At 61.9% G+C, this 21,906-nt stretch carries 16 protein-coding genes; 11 read left to right on the forward strand and 5 right to left on the reverse strand.

The window, feature by feature from the left end:
• Positions 1-34: 34 nt before the first annotated feature.
• Positions 35-2,782, forward strand: coding sequence for an RHS repeat-associated core domain-containing protein (locus AC1MEK_RS11030; protein ID WP_480396310.1), 2,748 nt, complete (start codon positions 35-37; stop codon positions 2,780-2,782).
• Here AC1MEK_RS11030 and AC1MEK_RS11035 read toward each other — a convergent pair.
• From AC1MEK_RS11035 to AC1MEK_RS11045, 3 genes are read right to left on the reverse strand one after another with little or no spacing between them, the layout of a single operon-like run.
• Positions 2,775-4,745: a hybrid sensor histidine kinase/response regulator gene (locus AC1MEK_RS11035; protein ID WP_480396421.1), complete on the reverse strand. Its 1,971-nt coding sequence runs from the start codon at positions 4,743-4,745 to the stop codon at positions 2,775-2,777. The genes AC1MEK_RS11030 and AC1MEK_RS11035 overlap by 8 nt on opposite strands.
• A gap of 43 nt (positions 4,746-4,788) precedes the next feature.
• Positions 4,789-5,163, reverse strand: coding sequence for a response regulator (locus tag AC1MEK_RS11040; protein WP_480396311.1), 375 nt, complete (start codon positions 5,161-5,163; stop codon positions 4,789-4,791).
• Positions 5,164-5,214: 51 nt separating this feature from the next.
• Positions 5,215-6,636: an ATPase domain-containing protein gene (locus AC1MEK_RS11045; protein WP_480396312.1), complete on the reverse strand. Its 1,422-nt coding sequence runs from the start codon at positions 6,634-6,636 to the stop codon at positions 5,215-5,217.
• Between the two features lie 783 nt (positions 6,637-7,419).
• On the opposite strand from AC1MEK_RS11045, the gene arnB reads away from it, so the two are divergent.
• The 8 genes from arnB to AC1MEK_RS11085 are packed head-to-tail and all read left to right on the forward strand — an operon-like array spanning position 7,420 to position 16,268.
• Positions 7,420-8,568, forward strand: coding sequence for a UDP-4-amino-4-deoxy-L-arabinose aminotransferase (gene arnB, locus AC1MEK_RS11050; protein ID WP_480396313.1), 1,149 nt, complete (start codon positions 7,420-7,422; stop codon positions 8,566-8,568).
• On the forward strand, positions 8,565-9,587 hold the full coding sequence (gene arnC, locus AC1MEK_RS11055; protein ID WP_480396314.1) for an undecaprenyl-phosphate 4-deoxy-4-formamido-L-arabinose transferase: 1,023 nt from the start codon (positions 8,565-8,567) through the stop codon (positions 9,585-9,587). The genes arnB and arnC overlap by 4 nt, the downstream gene beginning before the upstream one ends.
• Complete coding sequence (gene arnA, locus AC1MEK_RS11060) at positions 9,584-11,575, forward strand: bifunctional UDP-4-amino-4-deoxy-L-arabinose formyltransferase/UDP-glucuronic acid oxidase ArnA (RefSeq protein ID WP_480396315.1); 1,992 nt, start codon at positions 9,584-9,586, stop codon at positions 11,573-11,575. Before arnC ends, arnA begins: the two co-directional genes overlap by 4 nt.
• Positions 11,575-12,459, forward strand: a complete 885-nt coding sequence (arnD, locus tag AC1MEK_RS11065) for a 4-deoxy-4-formamido-L-arabinose-phosphoundecaprenol deformylase (RefSeq protein ID WP_480396316.1) — start codon at positions 11,575-11,577, stop codon at positions 12,457-12,459. The genes arnA and arnD overlap by 1 nt, the downstream gene beginning before the upstream one ends.
• The gene (arnT, locus tag AC1MEK_RS11070; RefSeq protein WP_480396317.1) at positions 12,456-14,102 is read left to right on the forward strand and encodes a lipid IV(A) 4-amino-4-deoxy-L-arabinosyltransferase; all 1,647 of its coding nucleotides are present in this window, start codon (positions 12,456-12,458) and stop codon (positions 14,100-14,102) included. The genes arnD and arnT overlap by 4 nt, the downstream gene beginning before the upstream one ends.
• On the forward strand, positions 14,099-14,443 hold the full coding sequence (gene arnE / locus AC1MEK_RS11075; RefSeq protein ID WP_480396318.1) for a 4-amino-4-deoxy-L-arabinose-phosphoundecaprenol flippase subunit ArnE: 345 nt from the start codon (positions 14,099-14,101) through the stop codon (positions 14,441-14,443). The genes arnT and arnE overlap by 4 nt, the downstream gene beginning before the upstream one ends.
• On the forward strand, positions 14,440-14,877 hold the full coding sequence (arnF, locus tag AC1MEK_RS11080; RefSeq protein WP_480396319.1) for a 4-amino-4-deoxy-L-arabinose-phosphoundecaprenol flippase subunit ArnF: 438 nt from the start codon (positions 14,440-14,442) through the stop codon (positions 14,875-14,877). The genes arnE and arnF overlap by 4 nt, the downstream gene beginning before the upstream one ends.
• Positions 14,874-16,268, forward strand: a complete 1,395-nt coding sequence (locus tag AC1MEK_RS11085) for a UDP-glucose dehydrogenase family protein (RefSeq protein ID WP_480396320.1) — start codon at positions 14,874-14,876, stop codon at positions 16,266-16,268. Before arnF ends, AC1MEK_RS11085 begins: the two co-directional genes overlap by 4 nt.
• Positions 16,269-17,111: 843 nt before the next feature.
• On the opposite strand, the gene AC1MEK_RS11090 is transcribed toward AC1MEK_RS11085, so the two are convergent.
• Positions 17,112-18,737 (reverse strand): ArnT family glycosyltransferase, encoded by a 1,626-nt coding sequence (locus AC1MEK_RS11090; protein ID WP_480396321.1) that lies wholly within the window; start codon positions 18,735-18,737, stop codon positions 17,112-17,114.
• Positions 18,738-18,954: 217 nt separating this feature from the next.
• On the opposite strand from AC1MEK_RS11090, the gene pmrG reads away from it, so the two are divergent.
• The gene (pmrG, locus tag AC1MEK_RS11095; RefSeq protein WP_480396322.1) at positions 18,955-19,638 is read left to right on the forward strand and encodes a lipopolysaccharide core heptose(II)-phosphate phosphatase PmrG; all 684 of its coding nucleotides are present in this window, start codon (positions 18,955-18,957) and stop codon (positions 19,636-19,638) included.
• Between the two features lie 43 nt (positions 19,639-19,681).
• Positions 19,682-20,530, forward strand: coding sequence for a phosphatase PAP2 family protein (locus tag AC1MEK_RS11100; RefSeq protein ID WP_480396323.1), 849 nt, complete (start codon positions 19,682-19,684; stop codon positions 20,528-20,530).
• On the opposite strand, the gene AC1MEK_RS11105 is transcribed toward AC1MEK_RS11100, so the two are convergent.
• The gene (locus AC1MEK_RS11105) at positions 20,490-21,782 is read right to left on the reverse strand and encodes a sensor histidine kinase (RefSeq protein ID WP_480396324.1); all 1,293 of its coding nucleotides are present in this window, start codon (positions 21,780-21,782) and stop codon (positions 20,490-20,492) included. The two genes, AC1MEK_RS11100 and AC1MEK_RS11105, sit on opposite strands and share 41 nt — an antisense overlap.
• Between the last annotated feature and the right edge of the window lie 124 nt (positions 21,783-21,906).

Raw genomic sequence — 21,906 nt, forward strand, 5'->3', positions numbered from 1 at the left:
AGCTTTAGTCACTTCGGGCCTCTGGTGGATATCCATGACGGCGCTGTTGCATCGACACACACCGCGCTTGACGGTCAGGGATCCGCGCGACCTCGTGGTGCGCACGATTGATTACCATCGACAAACCGTGAGCCAGGACGCGACGGAGCGCATACAGCGTCAGAGCTTCGCCACCAGGGTGTTCGACACCCGGCAGTGGGATGCTCGCAGGCTCGACGCCACGCCGATTCAGGCGCAGGCGATGCCAAATCTAGTCACCCAGTGCAGCCTCTCGGGACAGGTTCTGAGTTCACGAAGTACTGATTCGGGCTGGCGAGTGACCCTGCACGATTGCGCAGCATCAGTACGCGAGACATGGGATGGCCGTCTGACCCACCAGAGCTTCGAGTACGACGGCTGCCTGCGCCGCATCGCGGTGTTTGAGCAGCTCGCAATCGACGCTTGTGCCCAGTGCGTCGAGCGCCGGCATTACGCCAGGGCGAACGAAGACTGGCATGACAACTGCCGTGGCCAGTTGGTCCGCCACTACGACAGCGCGGGTAGCGTTGAACGTAAAGGTTTTTCATTGTCGGGCCAGCCCATTATCGAGTCTCGGCGCCTGCTCGCATCGCTCACACGCCCGCAATGGCCCGATTCGTCCAGCGATCTGGAACCCGTCAGTTACACCACTCAGTGGCGGTATGACTCGACAGGGACGATCGTCGAGCAAATCGACGCCCTGGGGCACATCCAGCGTTATAGATACAACCTCGCGGGGCAGCCCGACTCGATCTCTCTGGACGCAGAACCACTCAAGAGCACGCAGTACAACGCGTATGGCCAGATCGACATCGAGCAATTCGGCAACGGTGTTGTGACGGCTGCACATTATTCGCCTGACGAAGCCCGACTCGTCAGGCTCAAGACCACTCACCCCTCGGGCAAGGCGCTCCAGGATCTGTCCTATCAATACGATCCGGTGGGTAATATCTGCTGTGTTCAGGACGATGCGCAGCCCGTGCAATGGTTCGCCCAGCAACGCGTTCAAGCCAGGCATGTCTATTCCTATGACACGCTGTATCAATTGATCCAGGCCACCGGCCGTGAGAATGCTTCACAGACCATCGGGCCGCAACTGGCAGGCCTGGTCATCTTTGGCGCTCAAGACGATAGTCGCTGGCGTAACTACACCCAAACCTATGATTACGACCCGGCAGGAAACCTGATCCGGCTCACACATGACGCAGGACCCGGTCATCTCCACGTTCGCCGGATGATCGTCGACGCACACAGCAACCGCAGCCTGCTCGATGACGGCTCAGCCATTGATTTCAACCAGAGCTTTGACGCCAATGGCAATCAGCGCCTTTTGGCACCGAGGCAAACCCTGACGTGGGATGCCCGCAATCAATTGCACAGCTTCACGCAAGGGGCACACCAGGGGTCCGTAAACAACCACGAAACCTATACCTACGACAGCGCCGGGCAGCGCATTCGCAAGTTATGCAGCGTCAAGGCAGGGAGTCGCGAACAGGTCAGTGAAACCCGCTACCTGCCAGGCCTCGAAATTCGAACCACAACCAGAAAACATCGTTTATCCGTCGCCGTCGTCAGCTTGGGCCGCACCAGCGTACGCAAGCTATATCGGGACGCAGCGCTGTCCCGACGTCGGGGCAACGCGCAGTTGCGCTACAGTCTCAGCGATCACAGTTGCAGCAGCGTACTGGAACTGGACCAGTGCGCCCGGTTGCTCAGCCAGGAAAGCTACTACCCCTATGGCGGTACGGCGTGGTGGGCCGCCAGGAGCGTGACTGATGCGAGATACAAGACCATGCGTTATTCGGGAAAAGAGCGTGACGCGACCGGCTTGTACTATTACGGATTCAGATATTACGCACCCTGGCTGCAACGCTGGATGAGCCCCGACCCGGCAGGCGAAGTGGAAGGCTTGAATCTTTATCGCATGAGCAGCGGCAATCCTGTCTGCCGACTGGATCGCACCGGATTGCTGAGTGAAGAGGCCCAGCAGATCAAGTTGAGAATGAGCCGACATCGAAAACTGCTCTCAGTCATTACCGCGCAAGCCGCCCGCGTAGAACCGACCATCCGCCACCATGAATCGATGGCTGGCCGTCTGACGGCTGTCAGTCAGCGTATGAGCACGGTGTTTGTGAAACAGCTAGTGAGTACCGTTGGCAAAAGTGCAGGCGCCACCGTGGGCGCTGTGGCCGGAGGCATGTTGGGAGGAACTATCGGGGCACTGGCAGGGGGAGCGTTAGGCAAGACCTACGTGGACAAGCGCGTCGGCAAATATTTTGCCACGTTCATCAAGGCGTACGATCTGCAGCCATCCAGACTTCACATCACCGGGGCGGAAATGGATCCGGCCAGGATTGTGAGATCGGCGTTGTCCAAAAACAAAGCGGCCAACACCCCAGACAAAATATTCAAGAAGGCCTTCAAATCGATAGCCGCACCCTTGGTGGGGAAAGCGTTCAATGAACGAAACCTTGGGATCCTGTCTGCACTCAGCGAGTTTCAGCAAGCATCCACTCCCATTCGAGAAGTGGATCTGACGACGTTGGAAAATGACATCCGCACCTTGCACCAATTCGTCAAAACTCAGATGCTCAAGTTGAATAACGCAATCGATGAACTGGAAGATGAAGCGTCCACATTGCTCGCCGACAGGGATCGCCTGGTCGATCAGACGCAGTCAGTCGTACGGGCGTTGGTCACATTAAGAGAGGTCACCAACGCCTATCGTCTTCGTCACTACCCAGGTGTCGCGCCGCTCACTTGAGTGCGGGGCGAGGATCGGACACCGCTGTGCACCTGCCCCCAGGCCAGACCTGAGAAAAGGCACGGGCGAGGTCTGTCTGGTTGAACGGTTTGGGCAGCCGCAGCAGCCCTGATGCAGCCACCGACGGCGAGTCGGCAAATCCGGAGCAGATGATGATCGCAAGCGCTGGAAACAGTGCCCTGATGTGCTGAGCCAGTTCCGATCCGGTCATGTTCGGCATGACCTGATCGGTGATCACCAGGTCGAAACCCTGCTGTTGGCCAATCATCTCCAGCGCTTGTGCCCCTTCGCTGGCCGATACGACCTGATGCCCAAGGTCCTCAATCATGGCGCGGGTGTTCAGCAGCACCAATGGATCGTCATCGACCAACAGCACCTTGAGTGCGCGTGACTGCTCCGCAGGTTCAGCCTGGCTGACGACCTCGCTCATCTGGCCGGGCATGGCTGTGGAGACCGGAAGCCAGAGCTCAGCGGTCGTTCCATGGCCTGGCTCGCTCTTGAGCAGCAGTTTGCCGCCAGACTGTGCAGCCAGCCCATGGATCATCGACAGCCCGAGCCCTGTGCCTTTGCCCAGTCCCTTGGTGGTGAAGAACGGTTCCATTGCGCGCTGCAGCGTGGCGGGGTCCATTCCGGTGCCGGTGTCGGTCACGCAGATGCACACGAACGGTTCCTGAACGCCGGATTCACCGGCCTGATCCGCCATCACTTGCGCCGCCGACACGATGATGTTCCCGCCGTCGGGCATAGCATCCCGGGCGTTGATCATCAGGTTCATGATCGCCATTTCCAGTTGCCCGGCGTCGACGAACACCTGCGCAAGCATCAGCGGAAAACGGGTTTCCACATGAATGCGCGGCCCCAGCGAACTGCCGAGCAATTCCGACATGCCGCGCACCAGCGCCACCACGTCCACCGAAGTGGGGTCCAGTTCCTGACGGCGGGCAAACGCCAACATGCGCTGGGTCAGGGACGAGCCGCGATGGGCGGCGGCCAGTGCGTTCTCCAGCAACGCGAGGGTTTTCGGGTCATCGCCCAGGCGCTTTCTGACCAGACCCAGGCTGCCGAGAATCACCGTCAGCAGGTTGTTGAAGTCATGGGCGATGCCGCCGGTGAGCTGGCCGATGGATTCCATTTTCTGCGACTGGTACAGCGCTTCGCGGGCTTCCTTGAGTGCGGTCTGCGCCTTGACGCTGTCGGTGATATCGCGGGTGATCTTGGCAAACCCGATGATCCGCCCGGCGTCGTTGCGAATCGGGTCGATGACCACATGCACGAGAAACCGCGAACCGTCCTTGCGCACCCGGCAGCCCTGCCCCTCGTAACGCCCTTCGCGCTCGGCGATTTCCAGCGAGCGCTGGGGCATGCCGGCCTGGGCGTCGGCAGGTTCGAAAAACAGTGAAAAGTGCCGGCCGATCACTTCGACCGGCTCATAGCCCTTGATCCGCTGCGCGCCGGCGTTCCAGGTGGTGATGATGCCGGTCGGGTCGAGCATGTACAGCGCGTAGTCGGTCACGCCCTGAACCAGCAGGCTGAACTGCTGCTCGCTGTAGCGCAGCGCTTCCTGAGCGGCCCTGCGCTCGGTGAGATCGCGGGTGACCTTGGCAAAACCGATCAACGAGCCATCACCGGCGTAGATCGGATCGATGACCACCGACGCCCACAATCGGGTACCGTCCTTGCGCACCCGCCAGCCCTCGCCCTCGAAGCGCCCCGAAGTGGCCGCGATCTGCAAGGCCCGGGCGGGCATGCCGGCCTCGCGGTCTTCTTCGGTGTAGAACAGCGAAAACGAGCGGCCGAGGATCTCTGCCTCGTCGTACTGCTTGATCCGTCGCGCACCGGAGTTCCAGCTGCGCACCAGGCCTGCGGTGTCGATCATGTAGATCGCGTAGTCGAAGACCGCGTCGACCAACACGCGGTAGCGGTCTTCCTGGGAGATCAGCGGCGATGGATCGGCTTGTTGCATGTCAGCCTCGGGCAACGGGGTACGACGCTCGCTCATTCTGCGATCAGGCCTTGTGGCCGTCGGGCTTGACCTGCCTGGCGACGCTGGCCAGCACCGCCTGAATGTCGAACGGCTTGTCGAACACTTCCACGAACAGATCGGGCCGGGCCACGCCCAGGTGCCCCTGAGCGCCGCTCATGAGCATGATCGGCAGGTCACCCAGCTTCTTGTGCTTGCGCACTTCTTCGGCCAGCTCGATGCCGTTCATGCCCGGCATCATGTAGTCGGTGATGATCAACTGCGGCTTTTCCCGGTCCAGAATGCTCAGCGCCTTGGGGCCACTGCCGGCGGTCACGGTGAGATAGCCGACATCCTCCAGCGCAAAGCTCAGGATGTCGGCAATCAGGTACTCGTCATCGACAATCAGAATCGTGGTCATGGCGCCCTCTTTCCGCTCACTCGATTGCGAGCGTGGTGGCGACCGCGATGGTTACGCGTTGCTGGTATCGCCAAGGGCATGGGTATCAACCTTTTTCACGTCCAGGCCTCGCGTGCCGATGGTGACTTCCAGCAGCGCGGGGTCGTAGGGGTTATCCCTGATTTTAAGAATCGAAAGCTGGCGCTTAAGTTCACGCGATGTCTGCACGAAGCGCAGCAGCATCAGGTTGTCGACGATGCAGGAAAGATCCGGCGCCGGTGCATCGACCTCCGAGCCCAGCAGCGTGAGGACTTCCCAGGACGCGACCACGGTGACATTTCGGGCCCGCAGCTCGTTCATCAATGCGGTGTACAGATCCAGCACCCGGGACTTGTCGGCGGCGGCGCGAGCCATGCCGGCCAGGCTGTCGATGAACACACGCTTGATCGACTTTTCTTCGACGATGCGCAGAAGATCCAGCGCCAGCTTGTCGATCAGCTCGATGGTGATGGATTTCCAGACGATGGTCAGCGCGCCGGAATCCTCCAGCGCCTTGAAGTCCACACCCAGGGTCAGGGCCTTCATGCGCAGGCGCTGGGGCGATTCATAAAAGCCGAAATACAGGCCGGGGTCTTCGACCGTCGACTGATTGAGGAAGGTGATGCCGAACGAGGTCTTGCCCGATCCGGACGGCCCGATCACCAGCGACACCGAAGACGTCATCAGCCCGCCGCCGATCAAGGGATCGAGGGACACCAGACCGCTGGAAACCATGGAAAACGTGTCGCTGTCGCGCGTGCCCGATTTGGTGACGACACTTTCAAGGCGAGGGTAGACCACCAGGCCATCGTCGGTGATTTCGCACTCGTGGGCCCCGGAAATGGCGCCGCTGCCGCGAGTCTTGCGCATCTTGATGCGCCGCACAACGCGCCCGCCGACCAGTTCTTCACCCATCTCCAGCACGCCATCGACCATGGTGTGCTCGGGGCTGCCGTCGTCCAGTTGCGAACTGGTGAGGAAGAACACGGTGCAGCCCGCGAAGGCCGCATGACCCTGCAGATCGGAAATGAAGCGTTTGGTATTCAATGGCGAATCGGCCCGGGACCTGGCATTGAGCAGGCCGTCGAGAATCAGCACGGTGGACTTCTGCCGCACGATCTCGCGACGCAGCAGTTTGACGACCTCGTCCAGGCCGTCGTTTTCCATGGTGTCGAAGGCGCTGACGAATTGAATCTGGTCGCCGACCTTGTCCTTGTCAAAGAAGCTCATGGTCGACAGGAACTGGAACAGCCGCTCGTGGGGCTCGGCCAGCAGGGTCGCGAACAGCACACGCCCGCCGTTGCGCGCGTGATTGAAGCCTATCTGGTTCGCCAGGATCGTCTTGCCCGATCCGGGGCGCCCTTGAATGATGTAAGAGGAACCGGCGACGAATCCTCCCTTCAACAACTCATCCAGCCCGATGATTCCGCTCTGAAGGCGTTTTAGCTGGTTCAAATTCGCTTCCTCCACGTGGAGCGTTCGGGCACGGCGACTGGTGCCAGTCGTGCCCACGCGCAATGAACGCATTCTTTCGCGTTTGGAGGCGTATTCCAAGAACAATTATCTTGGGTGGCGCAGGATTGCAGGCACTTTGCTCCCCTGGCTGTCATCGGACGGGGCGCAACAAAGATGGGCAACAACACTTGAACAATCGAGTCACCGATCAAGTATCTCGCTTTACTTTTCCAACAGAAACGCGACAGTACAGAGTTACCAATACAAGCATGCAGTCATCACTACTTGCCCCCTGACCCGTAACATCCAGACGATTTTATTTCCCTTTCAGTTTTCGTTCAGCTTCACCGGCGTAGGCTCTCCCTCATTCCCGCAAAAGGGACTAAACCCTTGAACGGCCGAGCCACTAGCAGGGCTGTAACGTAAGGATTCCGTGGCCTTGCGCAAAGCGGAGCGAAAGGATAGACGAGTTTCATGACTTTTCCATTTCAGAAAAAACATTTATGAAACATGTTGCGAAAAATCGGCCAGCCCATGAAAAACCAACATCGACTAAACGGAATTTTCATAATTAATCTTCTATTGTTCTGGCACTCATAGTTCGCGCTCTCTTTATTTCTCGACACGGATGTAAATGCGTTGGCCCACGGAGTGGTCGCTTTGTTCAATTCCGCTATTCGCGCAGTTGTTGCGCCTGAGTCATCTCATTAACGAGCCCCTTGGTCACAGAGGCGCACGCAGCTTGCGCTCGCCCTGAATTCGAATAACTGGCGGAGGATGTACATGAATCTGGATTTTCTTCCTTTTTCCCGCCCCAGCATGGGCGATGAGGAAGTCGCGGCGGCGACGCGGGTGTTGCGCTCTGGCTGGATCACCACCGGCCCCGAATGCCAGTGCCTGGAGCAGCGATTCGCCGAGCGCTGTGGCGCCAAACATGCGGTGGCGCTGTCATCGGCCACCGGGGCAATGCACATCACCCTGCTGGCGCTGGGCGTGGGCCCGGGCGATGAGGTCATCACCCCGTCGCAGACCTGGGTTTCGACCGCCAACATGATCTGCCTGCTGGGCGCCACCCCGGTGTTCGTCGACGTCGACCGCGACACGCTGATGGTCGATGCCACTCGCATCGAACAGGCGATCACCCCGCGCACCAAGGCCATCGTTCCCGTGCACTACGCGGGGGCTGCGCTGGACCTCGACCCGATTTGCGCACTGGCCCGCAAACACAGCATTCCCGTGATCGAGGACGCCGCACACGCTGCCGGCACCGCCTACAAGGGCCGTGCAGTAGGCAGCAGCGGCACGGCGATTTTTTCCTTTCACGCCATCAAAAACATGACCTGCGCCGAAGGCGCGATGTTCGTCACCGACGACGAACAACTGGCCGACCGGGTGCGCCGTCTGAAATTCCACGGCCTGGGCGTCGACGCCTATGACCGCCTGACCCATGGCCGCAAGCCCCAGGCCGAGGTGATCGAGCCCGGCTTCAAATACAACCTGGCCGATATCAACGCCGCGGTGGCGCTGGTGCAGTTGCAGCGCCTTGACGCCATCAACGCCCGCCGCACCGAACTGGCCAACCATTACCTGGAGCGCCTTGCGGGCAGCCCGGTGCTGCCGCTGGCCCAACCGCACTACGACCAGCAGCACGCCTGGCACCTGTTCATCCTGCGCATCGACGCCGAACGCTGCGGCATCGACCGCGACGGCTTCATGAAGGCCCTGCAGGCGCAGAGCATCGGCAGCGGCATTCACTTCATCGCCACCCACCTGCACAGCTACTACCGCCAGCGTTTCCCCCAGGTGCACCTGCCCGACACCGAATGGAACTCGCAGCGGCTGTGCTCCATCCCGCTGTTCCCGGACATGACCTTCGCCGATGTCGACCGCGTGGTCAGCGCCATTGAATCGATTGTGGAAGCCCGCTCGTGAAACCTTACCCTATCAACCTCGTGTCGATCATCATTCCGGTCTACAACGAGGCGCAAAGCCTGCCAGAGCTGCTGCGCCGCACTGAAGCGGCCTGCGCGCAGGTCACTCAGCCCTGTGAAATCATCCTGGTGGACGACGGCAGCCGCGACGACTCCGCAGAGATTCTGCTCGACGCCAGTCAGCGCCCGGGAAGCCCGGTGGTCGCCGTCATCCTCAACCGCAACTACGGCCAGCACGCGGCGATCATGGCCGGATTCGGCCAGTGCAAAGGCGATCTGGTGATCACCCTGGACGCCGACCTGCAAAACCCGCCCGAGGAAATCCCGCGTCTGGTAAAAGTGGCCGAACAGGGCTACGACGTGGTCGGCACCGTGCGTGGCGATCGCCAGGATTCGGCCCTGCGCCGCTGGCCGTCAAAGCTGATCAACCTGGCCGTGCAGCGCTCCACGGGCGTGGCCATGACCGACTACGGCTGCATGCTGCGCGCCTACCGCCGCACCATCGTCGACGCCATGCTCGCCTGCAGCGAGCGGAGCACCTTCATCCCGATTCTGGCCAACAGCTTTGCCCGTCACACCACTGAAGTATTGGTGACACATGCTGAGCGCGAGCATGGGGAATCCAAGTACAGCGCGATGAAACTGATCAATCTGATGTTCGACCTGGTCACCTGCATGACCACAACGCCTTTGCGGCTGTTGAGCATCATCGGCTTCAGCATGGCGTTTCTGGGTGTGGCCTTCGCTTTGATGCTGATCGTGCTGCGCCTGATTTTCGGCGCGTCCTGGGCCGGCCACGGCACCTTCGTGCTGTTCGCGGTGCTGTTCGTGTTCACCGGTGGCCAGTTCATCGGCATGGGCCTGTTGGGTGAATACCTGGGCCGCATGTACAGCGATGTGCGCGCCCGCCCACGGTACTTCATCGAAAAGGTCGTGCACAGCCAGCCTGCGCCGGTCGCCAGCAGCGCTTGCAACACCAACGATTCCCCCGCTCCTCTCTTGAATAAGGTCGCACCATGAGCCTCAAAGCCGTTGTTTTTGCCTATCACGATATCGGTTGTGTCGGTATCGAAGCCCTGCTCAACGCTGGCTACGAGATCTCGGCGGTGTTTACCCATGCGGACGATCCGAAAGAAAAGACCTTCTTCGGCTCCGTCGCGCAACTGTGCGCCCAACACGACATTCCAGTGCACGCGCCTGAAGACGCCAACCACCCGCTGTGGATCGAGCGCATTGGCAAGCTGGCCCCGGATTTCATCTTCTCGTTCTACTACCGCAATCTGCTCGGCGAGGAGCTGCTGGCCTGTGCGAAACACGGCGGCTTCAACCTGCACGGCTCGCTGCTGCCACGCTATCGCGGCCGCGCGCCCGCCAACTGGGTGCTGGTCAACGGCGAGACTGAAACCGGCGTCACCCTGCACCGCATGGTCAAACGTGCCGACGCCGGTGCCATCGTCGCCCAGCAGCGCATTGCGATCAGCGCCACTGACACCGCCCTGACCCTGCACGGCAAGTTGCGCGCCGGCGCGGCCGACCTGCTCTCCGAAACCCTGCCACTGCTGGGCAAGGGCCAGTTGCCCGGCATCGAACAGGACGAATCCAAAGCCAGTTACTTCGGTCGTCGCACGGCAGCCGACGGCCTGATCGACTGGCAGCAGCCGGCCTCGCGCCTGTATAACCTGGTGCGCGCCGTGACCCAGCCCTATCCCGGCGCGTTCTGCCCGGTGGGCGAGCACAAGCTGATTGTCTGGAGCGCGAAAGTCCAGGCGGGCAACGACGGTCAGGTGCCTGGCAGCGTGATCAGTTGCGATCCGCTGCGCATCGCCTGCGGCGAAGACTCGCTGGTGATTGGCGCAGGCCAGCGCGGCGACGAAGGGCTGTACCTGAGCGGCCCGCAACTGGCCCGTGAGTTCGGCCTGGTGGACGGTTCGCGACTGGTCGGTGGCGAGAAACGAAAACAGCAGCGCCGCACCCGGGTGCTGATCCTGGGCGTCAACGGCTTCATCGGCAATCACCTGTCCGAGCGCCTGTTGCAGGACGAACACTACGAAATCTATGGCCTGGACATCGGTTCCGACGCCATCGAGCGCCTGCGCAGCCATCCACGCTTCAATTTCATCGAAGGCGACATCAGCATTCACACCGAGTGGATCGAGTACCACATCAAGAAGTGCGACGTGGTCCTGCCGCTGGTGGCCATCGCCACACCGATCGAGTACACGCGCAACCCGCTGCGGGTGTTCGAGCTGGACTTCGAAGAAAACCTGAAAATCGTCCGCTACTGCGTCAAGTACAGCAAGCGGGTGATCTTCCCGTCGACCTCGGAAGTCTACGGCATGTGCCAGGACGCCCATTTCGACGAGGACAGCTCCAACTTGATCGTCGGCCCGATCAACAAACAGCGCTGGATCTACTCGGTGTCCAAGCAGTTGCTTGACCGGGTGATCTGGGCCTACGGCCAGAAAGGCCTGCAGTTCACCCTGTTCCGTCCGTTCAACTGGATGGGCCCACGCCTGGACCGCCTGGACTCGGCGCGCATCGGCAGCTCCCGGGCCATCACCCAGCTGATTCTGCACCTGGTGGAAGGCACGCCGATTCGCCTGGTCGATGGCGGCGCACAGAAGCGCTGCTTCACCGACGTGGTCGACGGCATCGAAGCCCTGGCGCGGATCGTCGAAAACCGCGACGGCCTGTGCAACGGCCAGATCGTCAACATCGGCAACCCGGACAACGAAGCCAGCATCCGTCAGTTGGGCGAGGAGCTGCTGCGCCAGTTCGAAGCGCACCCGCTGCGTGACAACTTCCCGCCCTTCGCCGGCTTCCGCGAGGTGGAGAGCCAGGCGTTCTACGGCAAGGGCTATCAGGACGTCAGCCACCGCAAGCCGAGCATCGACAACGCCCGCCGCCTGATCGACTGGCAGCCGACCATCGAACTGTCCGAGACCATCGCCAAGACGCTGGATTTCTTCCTGCGCGAAGCCATGGCTGAAAAAGCGGAAGCCAACTGATGCAGGCGGGATTGCGCATAGACGTCGACACCTACCGTGGCACCCGCGATGGCGTGCCACGCCTGCTCGATCTGCTGGATGAGGCACGGATCAAGGCCACGTTTTTCTTCAGCGTGGGGCCGGACAACATGGGGCGCCATCTGTGGCGGCTCGCCCGGCCGCAGTTCCTCTACAAGATGCTGCGTTCCAAGGCGGCGAGCCTGTACGGCTGGGACATCCTGCTGGCAGGCACGGCCTGGCCGGGCAAGCCGATCGGCCGCGATCTGGGGCCGCTGATGCGCCGCGCGCAAGAGGCCGGGCATGAAGTGGGTCTGCACGCCTGGGATCACCACGGCTGGCAGGTCAATGCCGGGCGCTGGACGCCGGAACAGCTCAACAGCCAGATTTCCCGTGGGGTGGAATGCCTGGGCGATATCCTCGGCAATCCGGTGACCTGCTCGGCTGCCGCCGGGTGGCGCGCCGACGAGCAAGTGGTGCAGGCCAAGCAGGCCTTCGGCTTTCGCTACAACAGCGATTGCCGCGGGCACAGCCTGTTTCGCCCGCTGCTGGACAATGGCCGGCCCGGTACGCCGCAGATCCCTGTGGACCTGCCCACCTTCGATGAGGTGGTCGGCCCGCAGGTGGCCGCCGATGCCTACAACGACTACCTGCTGCGCCAGTTCATCCCCGACCGGCTGAACGTCTACACCATTCATGCCGAAGTGGAAGGCATCGTCATGGCCGCCCCGTTTCGCCAGCTGCTTGAGCGGGCACGCCAGAACGATGTGCAGTTCCAGCCGTTGGGCCAGTTGCTGCCGTCCAACCTGCGTGACATTCCCCAAGGACACCTGGTGCGCGGGCTGCTGCCCGGGCGCGAAGGCTGGCTGGGGGTGCAGCAACCATGAACCGCCATGTCCATCTCATCTGGCTGCTCGCAGCCTTCATGCTCGCTTATCTGCTGCCACTGGGCAGCCACGGCCTGTGGATTCCCGACGAGACCCGCTATGCGCAGATCAGCCAGGAAATGCTCCACAGCGGCAACTGGGTCGCGCCACACTTCATGGGCTTGCGTTATTTCGAGAAGCCCGCTGCCGGTTACTGGCTGATTGCCATTGGCCAGGCGATCTTCGGCGAGAACCTGTTCGGGGTGCGCATCGCCTCCGCCCTGGCCAGCGGCCTGACGGTGCTGCTGGTCTATCTGTTCGCCGGCAAGCTGTGGAGCGATCCGCGCAAGAGCTTTGCCAGCGCCCTGCTGTTCATGAGCTACATGCTGATCGCCGGTCAGGCGGGCTACGCCAACCTCGATCCACAGTTCATGTTCTGGGTCACGCTGTCGCTGGTTGCCTTCTGGTACGCGGTGCACAGCGAGGGGCGGCAACGGCTGCTGAGCTGGGGCGTGCTGGGCGTGGCCTGCGGCATGGGCTTCATGACCAAGGGCTTTCTCGCTTGGGCACTGCCGGTGATCGTCGCCCTGCCCTATATGGTCTGGCAACGCCGCCTGCGTGAACTGCTGGTGTTCGGGCCGCTGGCCATTGCGGTCGCCGCACTGGTCTGCCTGCCGTGGGTGTTGGCCGTGCATGCCCGCGAACCGGACTACTGGCGGTTTTTCTTCTGGCATGAACACATCCGCCGTTTTGCCGGCGACGACGCCCAACATTCACGGCCATGGTGGTTCTATCTGCCGTTGCTGTTCGCCTCCAGCATTCCCTGGGCCGTGCTGCTGCCCGGCACGTTGAAACAGACGTGGCAGGAGCGCCGGGTTCCGGCCTACGGTTTCCTGCTGGCGTGGCTGGTGCTGCCGCTGGCGTTCCTGAGCATGAGCCGCGGCAAGCTGCCGACCTACATCATGCCGTGCCTGATTCCGTTGGCACTGATGATGGGCAGCGTGCTGGTCGAGCGCCTGCGCCAGGCCAGGACCGGCACCCTGCGCAGCAACGGCCTGCTCAACGCCGTACTGGGTGTGGCTGCGCTGATTGCCCTGCTGGTGGTGCAGCAGCGCAATCCGATCTACCAGGACCAACCGCTGCACATGACCCTGGCGGTGGTGATTCTGCTGGTATGGATCGTTGCCAACGCCCTGCAGGGTGCCCGACCGCTGCGCTTCTGGGCCGTGCCTGCGGTGAGCGCCTGGCTGGCCGTGGTGTTGATCCCTCTGGCGTTGCCCAACAGCGTGGTGTTCAACAAGAACCCGGATCAGCTTGTGCTGCGCCATTTCGACGAGCTGAACTCGGCCACTCACCTGTTGAGCAACGATCTGGGCGGGGCCTCGGCCTTGTCATGGCGCCTGAAGCGTAATGATGTGGTGCTTTACGACACCCAGGGCGAGCTGAAGTACGGCCTGCAATACCCTCAGGACAGCACCCGCGCCGTCGACTGGAATCAGGTCCAGGCCTGGATGACCCAGGCCCGTCGCGAAGGTTCGGTGGCCGTGTTGATGCGCGGCGATGAAGCAGACAACGCCCACGAGTTCAGCCTGCTGCCCCAGGACGGCAAGCGCTACGAGGAAGGCAACCTGACCCTGCTGATCTTCGACAGGACGCCGTCATGACCTTCGCTCTGCTGCTGTGCGCATCCCTGTTGACGTGCCTGGGCCAGATCGCCCAGAAGCTGGCGGTCGAACAGTGGCAGGGCCGGTTTCCAGGCGTGGCAGCCATGCTGCGCAGCGCCTGGCTGTGGCTGGCGCTGGTCTGCCTGGGCAGCGGCATGCTGCTCTGGCTGCTGGTGTTGCAGCGCCTGGAAGTGGGCATTGCCTACCCGATGCTGGCGCTCAATTTCGTCTTCATCACCCTGATTGGCCGCTACCTGTTCAACGAGGCCGTCGACCGGCAGCACTGGATGGGCGTGGCCATGATTCTTTTGGGCGTGGTGTTGCTGGGGCAGCATTCATGAGCCTGCAACCACGCGTAGGCAGAGGTTTGCTGCTGGCCAGCGCCAGTGTGCTGCTGGTCAGCTCGGCGCAGTTGGGCATGCGCTGGAGCATGGTTCGGCTGCCGCAACCGGCCCAGTGGCTCGATGCAATTGAAGCGGCTTCTGTCGATATTCACGCGTTGGGCGTGGTCATGGCGTCGATCGCCGCCTACGCCCTGTCGATGCTCTGCTGGCTCGGCGCGCTGCGTGATCTGCCGCTGAGCCGGGCCTACTCGCTGCTCAGCCTCAGTTATGCGCTGGTGTACCTGAGCGCGGCGTTCCTCCCCTTTTTCAATGAATCGCTCAGCGTCTCCCGGACGCTGGGCGTCACCCTGATCGTGCTCGGTGTGGTGACGATCAATTTCCGGCGTAGCCACAGCGATATCGCTCACAGCGACAAGGAGTTTTCCCGATGAAAATCAGCGTCTTCGGTAGCGGATATGTGGGTCTGGTACAGGCCACCGTGCTGGCAGAAGTCGGTCACGACGTGGTGTGCATGGACATCGACCCGGCCAAGGTCGAGCAACTGAGCAAAGGTCACGTGACCATTTACGAACCCGGTCTTGAAAACCTGGTGCGCGAGAACCTGGAAGCCGGGCGGCTGCACTTCACCACCGACGAACAACGTGCGGTGGTGCATGGCGAAGTGCTGTTCATCGCCGTGGGCACGCCTTCCAAGGCCGATGGTTCGGCGGACCTGAGCGGTTTCTTCGCCGTGGGTGAAGCCATCGCCCGGCATCGCGTGACGCCGGTGATCGTGGTCGAGAAGTCCACCGTCCCTGTCGGCAGCGGCGACGCCCTGCGCGAGCACATCGAACAACACCTGCGTCAGTCGGCGCGGTTGCTCAAGTTCGATATCGTCTCCAACCCCGAATTCCTCAAGGAAGGCTCGGCCGTCAAGGATTGCCGTCGCCCCGACCGTATCGTCATCGGCTGCGGCAACCAGGACGTGTTCCCGGTGATGCGCGAGCTCTACGCGCCATTCAACCGCAACCACGACCGCATGATGTTCATGGACCTGCGCAGCGCCGAGCTGACCAAATACGCCGCCAACTGCATGCTGGCGACCAAGATCAGTTTCATCAACCAGATCGCCGAACTGGCCGAACACCTGGGCGCGGACGTCGAGTCGGTGCGTTTAGGGATAGGCGCTGATTCGCGCATCGGCTACGACTTCATCTACCCCGGCTGCGGCTACGGCGGCTCGTGTTTCGGCAAGGACATCCGCGCGCTGATCCACAGCGCCCGCGAAGCCGGTTGCTCGAATGACCTGCTCAACGTTGTGGAAGACATCAACGAGCGGCAGAAACACAAGCTGTTCGACCGGGTCAACGCGTTCTACAAAGGTGAACTGCGTGGCAAGACCTTCGCCCTGTGGGGCCTGGCATTCAAGCCCAACACCGACGACATGCGTGATGCCCCCAGCCGCGTGCTGATGGAAGCCCTGTGGGCGGCGGGCGCCACCGTGCGCGCCTTCGACCCCGAAGCGATGCAGGAAACCCAGCGCCTGTACGCCGAGCAGCCGAACCTGATCCTGATGGGCACGCCCGAATCGGTGCTGCTGGGCGCCGACGCGCTGATCGTCTGCACCGAATGGCAGCAGTTCAAGGCCCCGGACTTCGACCTGATCGCCACGCGCCTCAAGGCCCCGGTGATCTTCGACGGCCGCAATCTGTACGACACCGAGCGCATGGCCAAACGTGGCTTCCAGTACTTTCCGATCGGTCGCGGCGACTCCTGCAGCCTGCCTATCCCCCAGCAGCAATGGGCGCCGTATGAGTTGCTGGCCAACCATCCGGCGGTCTGACGTCGCCTGCTACAAAAACGCCCGGCTTGCCGTCGCTGGCAAGCCGCGATGTTCTGGCTAACGTCAGACCTGTTTTGAGTTCGTCGGATCAAGATCAAGATCAAGATCAAGAGCGCTCTTCCTAACGTCAGATCTGTTTCGACTTCGTCGAGTTACTTGGAAAGGACACCCCCTCTCTGTTTCAAGAGCAGCCAAGGTGTCCTGCTCCTGGTTTGGCCTCGACTTCGTCGAGGTTCCTTCACTCCGGTCCCGCTCCGTGGGCCCGGCGCGAATGGGCCATCCATGGCCCCGCGCCTCGCGCGGCATCCTGCCGCTTGGCCCACTCCGCGAGACCTCCGTTCAGCCTGCACCCAAGTCGCGATTTGTGTCGTTTGTGGGATCTGCACACGAAGATCAAAAGCCAGATCAACAGCTCGAGGGCGATGCCCTCCGTAGCAGCCGAGCTTGCTCGCGGGTGGTCCTCAAGATCGCTCCCGCCAGCAAGCCGTGCTGCTACGGACGGTGTTGCTCAATCGCTTTTGATCTGCCTTTGATTTTGATCTTCTTACGCGGTAGTCCAGACGCCACAAATCGCGACTTGGGTGCAGGCTGAATGGAGGTCTCGCGGAGTGGGTCGAGCCGCATGGATGCGGCGAGAGGCGTGTGGGCCATGGATGGCCCTTTCACGCCGGGCCCACGGAGCGGGACCGGAATGAAGGAAGTCCGACGCAGTCGGACCCAAACCAGGAGCAGAAGGACTTGGTTACTTGGTCCTTTCAAGTAACTCGACGAAGTCGAAACAGATCTGACGTTAGGAAGAACGCTCTTGATCTTGACCTTGGCAACGTCCACCCCAACCCAAGTTCAAGCCCCTGGCACGCGCAGCAGCACATAGTCCTCCTTGTCAAAGCGCCCGCTGAGCGCCACCGGCAGCCCGGCGAAGCGGGTGCCGTGCAGGCGCTGGAAGTCGCTGTTGCTCATCACCACATTGGCGGGCCCCTGCACCGCATCGAGCTGTTCAGGGGTTTCGGTGAACACCGGCAGCAAGTCCTGATCGACATTGACCATGAACTTGATCGCCTTGGCGTCCTTGCCCATCGAGTGCAGGACCAGCGGCGCGCTGTCGTTCTGGATCAAGGCCATCACCGCCTCGGTAAAGCGATGGGTGTCGTAAAGATTGCGCTGGACCTTCTCGTACACACCGATGTAGCTGATCCACACCGCCAGCACCGCGCACGCGGGCAACCCGTACAGGCGCAGGCGCGGGCGCATCAACAGCGGCAGCGCGATCAACTGCAGCATGCCCAGCACAATCAGCACCGGGCCGATATCGCCCAAGGCTTCGGGGAAGCGCGGGCGCACTGCCAACAGCCCCGCCATCAAAGCGCCGGGGATGAAGCAGTAGAGCGTCAGCATCATGCCCCGCAGCCACCAGAAGGCGCTGCCGATACGCATCTGAAACGGGTAGCCGGCGATGATCGCCGCCATGGGCGCCATCGACAGCACGTAGCGCGATTTCTTGGCCTCGGGAATCGACAGCCCGACCATCACGGTCAAGGCCGCAAAGGCGCACAGCCACAGCAGTTTCTGCGTGGCGCTGCGTTCGGCTCGGGCGCCGATTGCCACGGTCGCCAGTACCAGCAGCGCCAGCGGGTAGGCCAGCGCGTAATTGCCCAGGGAACTTGAGAAATACCAGAGCATGGGGCTGGCCCCTTCACTGCCATCCATGCGGCCGGTGATCTGCATGCGGATGACTTCACTGACCAGCGCCTGGCCGCCTTCGACACGCGCCATCAACAGCAGCACCAGCGTACACGCCACCAGCAATGCCAGCGCGGCAACCCCCGTCAGCAACAGCCGCTTGTACTGCCCGCTCAACAGGTAATAGCTGCAGGCAACCCCGGTGGGCACCACCAGGCCGATCGGGCCGCGGATGGCGAACCCGAGCAGCAGCAACGCAAACACCAGCCACAAACGTCGCGATGAGCCGAAATGATCGGTGGCATAAACCAGATAGAACACCGCAAACACCACGGTGGCCAGCATCTGGTCGAGGGACACGGCGCGGGTTTCGCTGATAAAGGTATTGCTCAGCAACAGTGCGGCGATGCTCAGCCACGCCCAGCGCCTGGAGTACGGTGCGAGCAGCCGGTACATCAGCCCGACCATTACGGCGCTGGCGATACAGGTCGGCAGCCACGCGGTGAAACTGCTCACCTGCCCCAGCGGCAACGAGGCCAGCCAGATCAGCCAGGTGGAGAACGCCGAATAGTCCGGATAGGGCTCGCCATAGGTGGTGGGAAAGAAGCTCGGGCCGTGGCGCAGCATTTCCTGGGCGAACATCACGAACCGCGAGTCGAAGCCAATGATCGTCTGGTGCCAGCTGGCAGCGATGAACAACAGAAAGGCCAAGCCGCCGGCGCTCCAGGCCTGGCGCCGGGCCTGGGCGGGCGAGACACCGGATAAAAACTCGGTAACGATCGATGTCAACGCAGGATCCTCATGGCAATTGGGCATGGCCTGACTCGTATCACGATTGACACAAGCGTAGACGCGATCTTCCGGTCTTATTCGACGGCCGGTCTCCACCTGCTCGGATCCGGTACATATCAAAGTTTTTTCACATCCACTTCACTCACCCTTGACCGCTGCATCCCTAACCTTCAGCGCCATGTCTCCCGCCTCCAACCGGCCACATGGACCGCTCATGACTTCGAACTTCAGCCACACCCTGGACATGCTGACCGCGCGTTTTCACGTGCGAAGAAAAACCGTACGACTGGCCGCGCTGTTCCTGGGCAGCCTGTTGTTGATCGGCGCCACGACCACTGCCGTGCGCCCGGCGCCAATGACCGACCTTGCCGAGGCGCACCATGCGCTCAAGGCCGATTTCTATTCGCTGTGGGACAAGGGCGAACTGGTGGTGCTCATGCGCCACGTCGAGCGCTGCGATCATTCGACCAATCCGTGCCTGAGCGCACCTGATGGCATCACCGTCAAGGGCCGTGGCATCGCTGAGCGTCTGGGATTGTCCTTCCAGCAACTGGGGCTCGGTCATGCCGATATCTTCAACAGCCCGCTGCAACGCACCGAGCAGACCTCGCGCTACGCCTTCAACCAGAAGAGCCAGTCCCAGGACTGGCTGATCAACTGCCGCCGCTCGATGCTCGATGATGTGCTCAAGCACAAGCAGGACCAGCACAATCTGGTGCTGGTGACCCACAGCGAATGCATCACGGAACTCGAGAAGTCGCTCAAGGTGCGCGCGCCCTGGTCAGCCGAGTACGGCTCTTCGTTGATCCTCTCGGTCGACCCGGTCGATCACAGCACCCACGTGCTGGGTTACATCGACGCGCAGGACTGGACCAAGGTCCTGGCCCGGCGCCCGTGAGTTCGCGCCTCCTTCCTTTCCCCCTCTGACGGACGATTAGACCGTGCCCGATAGCAGATCCCGTTTCTACCTCAACCACGCTGGCCTCCCGCTGCTGCTGGCGCTCCTGTTGTTCGGCAGTTTCGACCTGACTGGCCTCGATGTAATGTTCAGCGACTGGATGTACAACAGCGCTACTCACGCGTTCCCGCTGCAGCACAGCAAGCTGTTCGAGACCATCACCCACAAATGGGCGCGGATCATCCCGAACTGGACCGGCGAGGCAGCGGTAGTGGGTGCGGTGCTGGCGTTCGCCTGGTCACTGCTCGGCGTTGAAAAACATCCACGGCTGCTGGCTTGGCTGGAAAAGATCCGGGTTGCGCCGGTGCTGCGCTTTTTACATCGCCATCGTCGCGATCTGCTGTTCGTGGTGGTCGCCTTCTCCATCACCACCGGCGCCATCCATTACTTCAAGAGCCACACCAGCATCTATTGCCCGGTGGAAACCACGCTGTATGGCGGCACCGAGCAGAAGAAAGAATGGTTTGAAAACTTCAGCCTCCTGCACGACGCCGGCAAGGGCCGCTGCTGGCCCGGCGGCCACGCATCGGGCGGGTTCACCATGATGGCGCTGTTCTTCGTGGCCCGCCGTTATCGCTGGCGCCATGCACGCAAGCTGCTGGCGTTCTCCCTGGCGCTGGGCATGGTCTATGGCACCACGCGGGTGCTGCAGGGCTGGCATTTCATGTCCCACACCTTCTGGGCGGGCATCATCGTCTGGTTCTCGATGTTCCTGACCGCCATGGCCTTCTATGGCCGCAAGGGGCTGGATCCGGCGCTGCCGTTCCAACGCCCAGAGCCTGACGCAGCACTCAAACCGGCGGCATACCCGGTGCCTGAAGCACAACCGTAAAGCGGCAACCGGCAGGCTCGCGACTGGCCAGCGTCACACTCCAACGCTGGTTGGCGCAGATGCGCTGCACCAGCGACAATCCCAGCCCCAGCCCTTCCCCGCGCTGCTCGTCGCCGCGCACGAAGGGCTGGAACATCGCCTCCTGTTTCTCCAGCGGAATGCCGATGCCGCTGTCTTCGACGCAGAAACCGTCCGGACTGAGGGTCAGGCTGATCGCGCCGTGATCGGTGTAGTGCCAGGCGTTGCGCAGCAGGTTGCCCATGACCGAGCGCAGCAGAGGCGCGTTGTACAGGGTGTCAGCGGGCGTTGCGCAGCGGTGAAACGCGAAGTGCAGCCCTTTGTCCTCGATGGGCTGTCGCCAGGTATCCACCAATTCTTCAGCGATCTGCGCCAGTGTTGCCTGCTGGCCCTGGGGCGCATTCTTGCCCTCGGTGCGCGCCAGCAACAGAAAGGTTTCGACCAACTGGTTCATACCCGCCGTGGCCTTGCTGATGCGCCCCACCTGCGTGCGTGAACGATCGTCCAGGCGGGGGTATTCCAGCAGCAACTCGCAGGAGGTGGCGAGCACCATCAGTGGTGTGCGCAGTTCGTGGCTGACATCGCTGGTGAAGAGTTTTTCCCGACCCAGCGCCGCGCGCAGGCGACCCAGGGTTTCGTCGAAGGACCGCGCCAGCGCGCCGACTTCGTCCCGGGCATAGTCATCGGCCAGCACTGGCGCGCGTTCCAGCACCTGGTCACGGTGACGCACCTGCCCGGCCAGACGCGACACCGGCGCCATGACCCGCGAAGCCAGCAGGCGCCCGAGCAGAATCGCCAGCAGCACGCTGAGAATGAAGCCCACCAGCACAATCCCCAGCAGAATCCGCTCGCGCTTGGCCGACTTGCGCTGATCGCGCAGCAGCACATAACGCCGCTCGCCTACGGCTTCCACCAGCGCGTAATAGGATTTCTTGCCGCGCACGAAGGTCTGAAAACCCGGCGCCAGCCCCTTCAGATCGTCGCTCATCGCCACTTCATCCAGGCCGTCGTCGGCATAGAACAACTCTTCCTTTTCAGGCCGGTGGCGCCAGTCCTCGATCCGGTCCTGAGTCAATTGCCGGTGCAGGTTGCCGCCCATGCTGATCATCGTCAGGCGGTTGCCCACCACATGAACGGTGGCAATGATGCCGACCGCGAAGACCCCGGCCACCAGCGCGCTCATCAACGCAAAAACGATGACGATCCGTTGTTTCAGGCTGTGCTTGATATCCATGATTTTCCGTACATCGAAATACTCGGGGCCGCCATTGCAGGCAAGTATCCGAGAACGCATGTCATGGTTTCGTCAACGCAGGCGCGCTTTTGCGGAAAGATGCCTACCGGCTTCACGTTCGGCC

The organism is Pseudomonas sp. 2, from assembly GCF_056627435.1.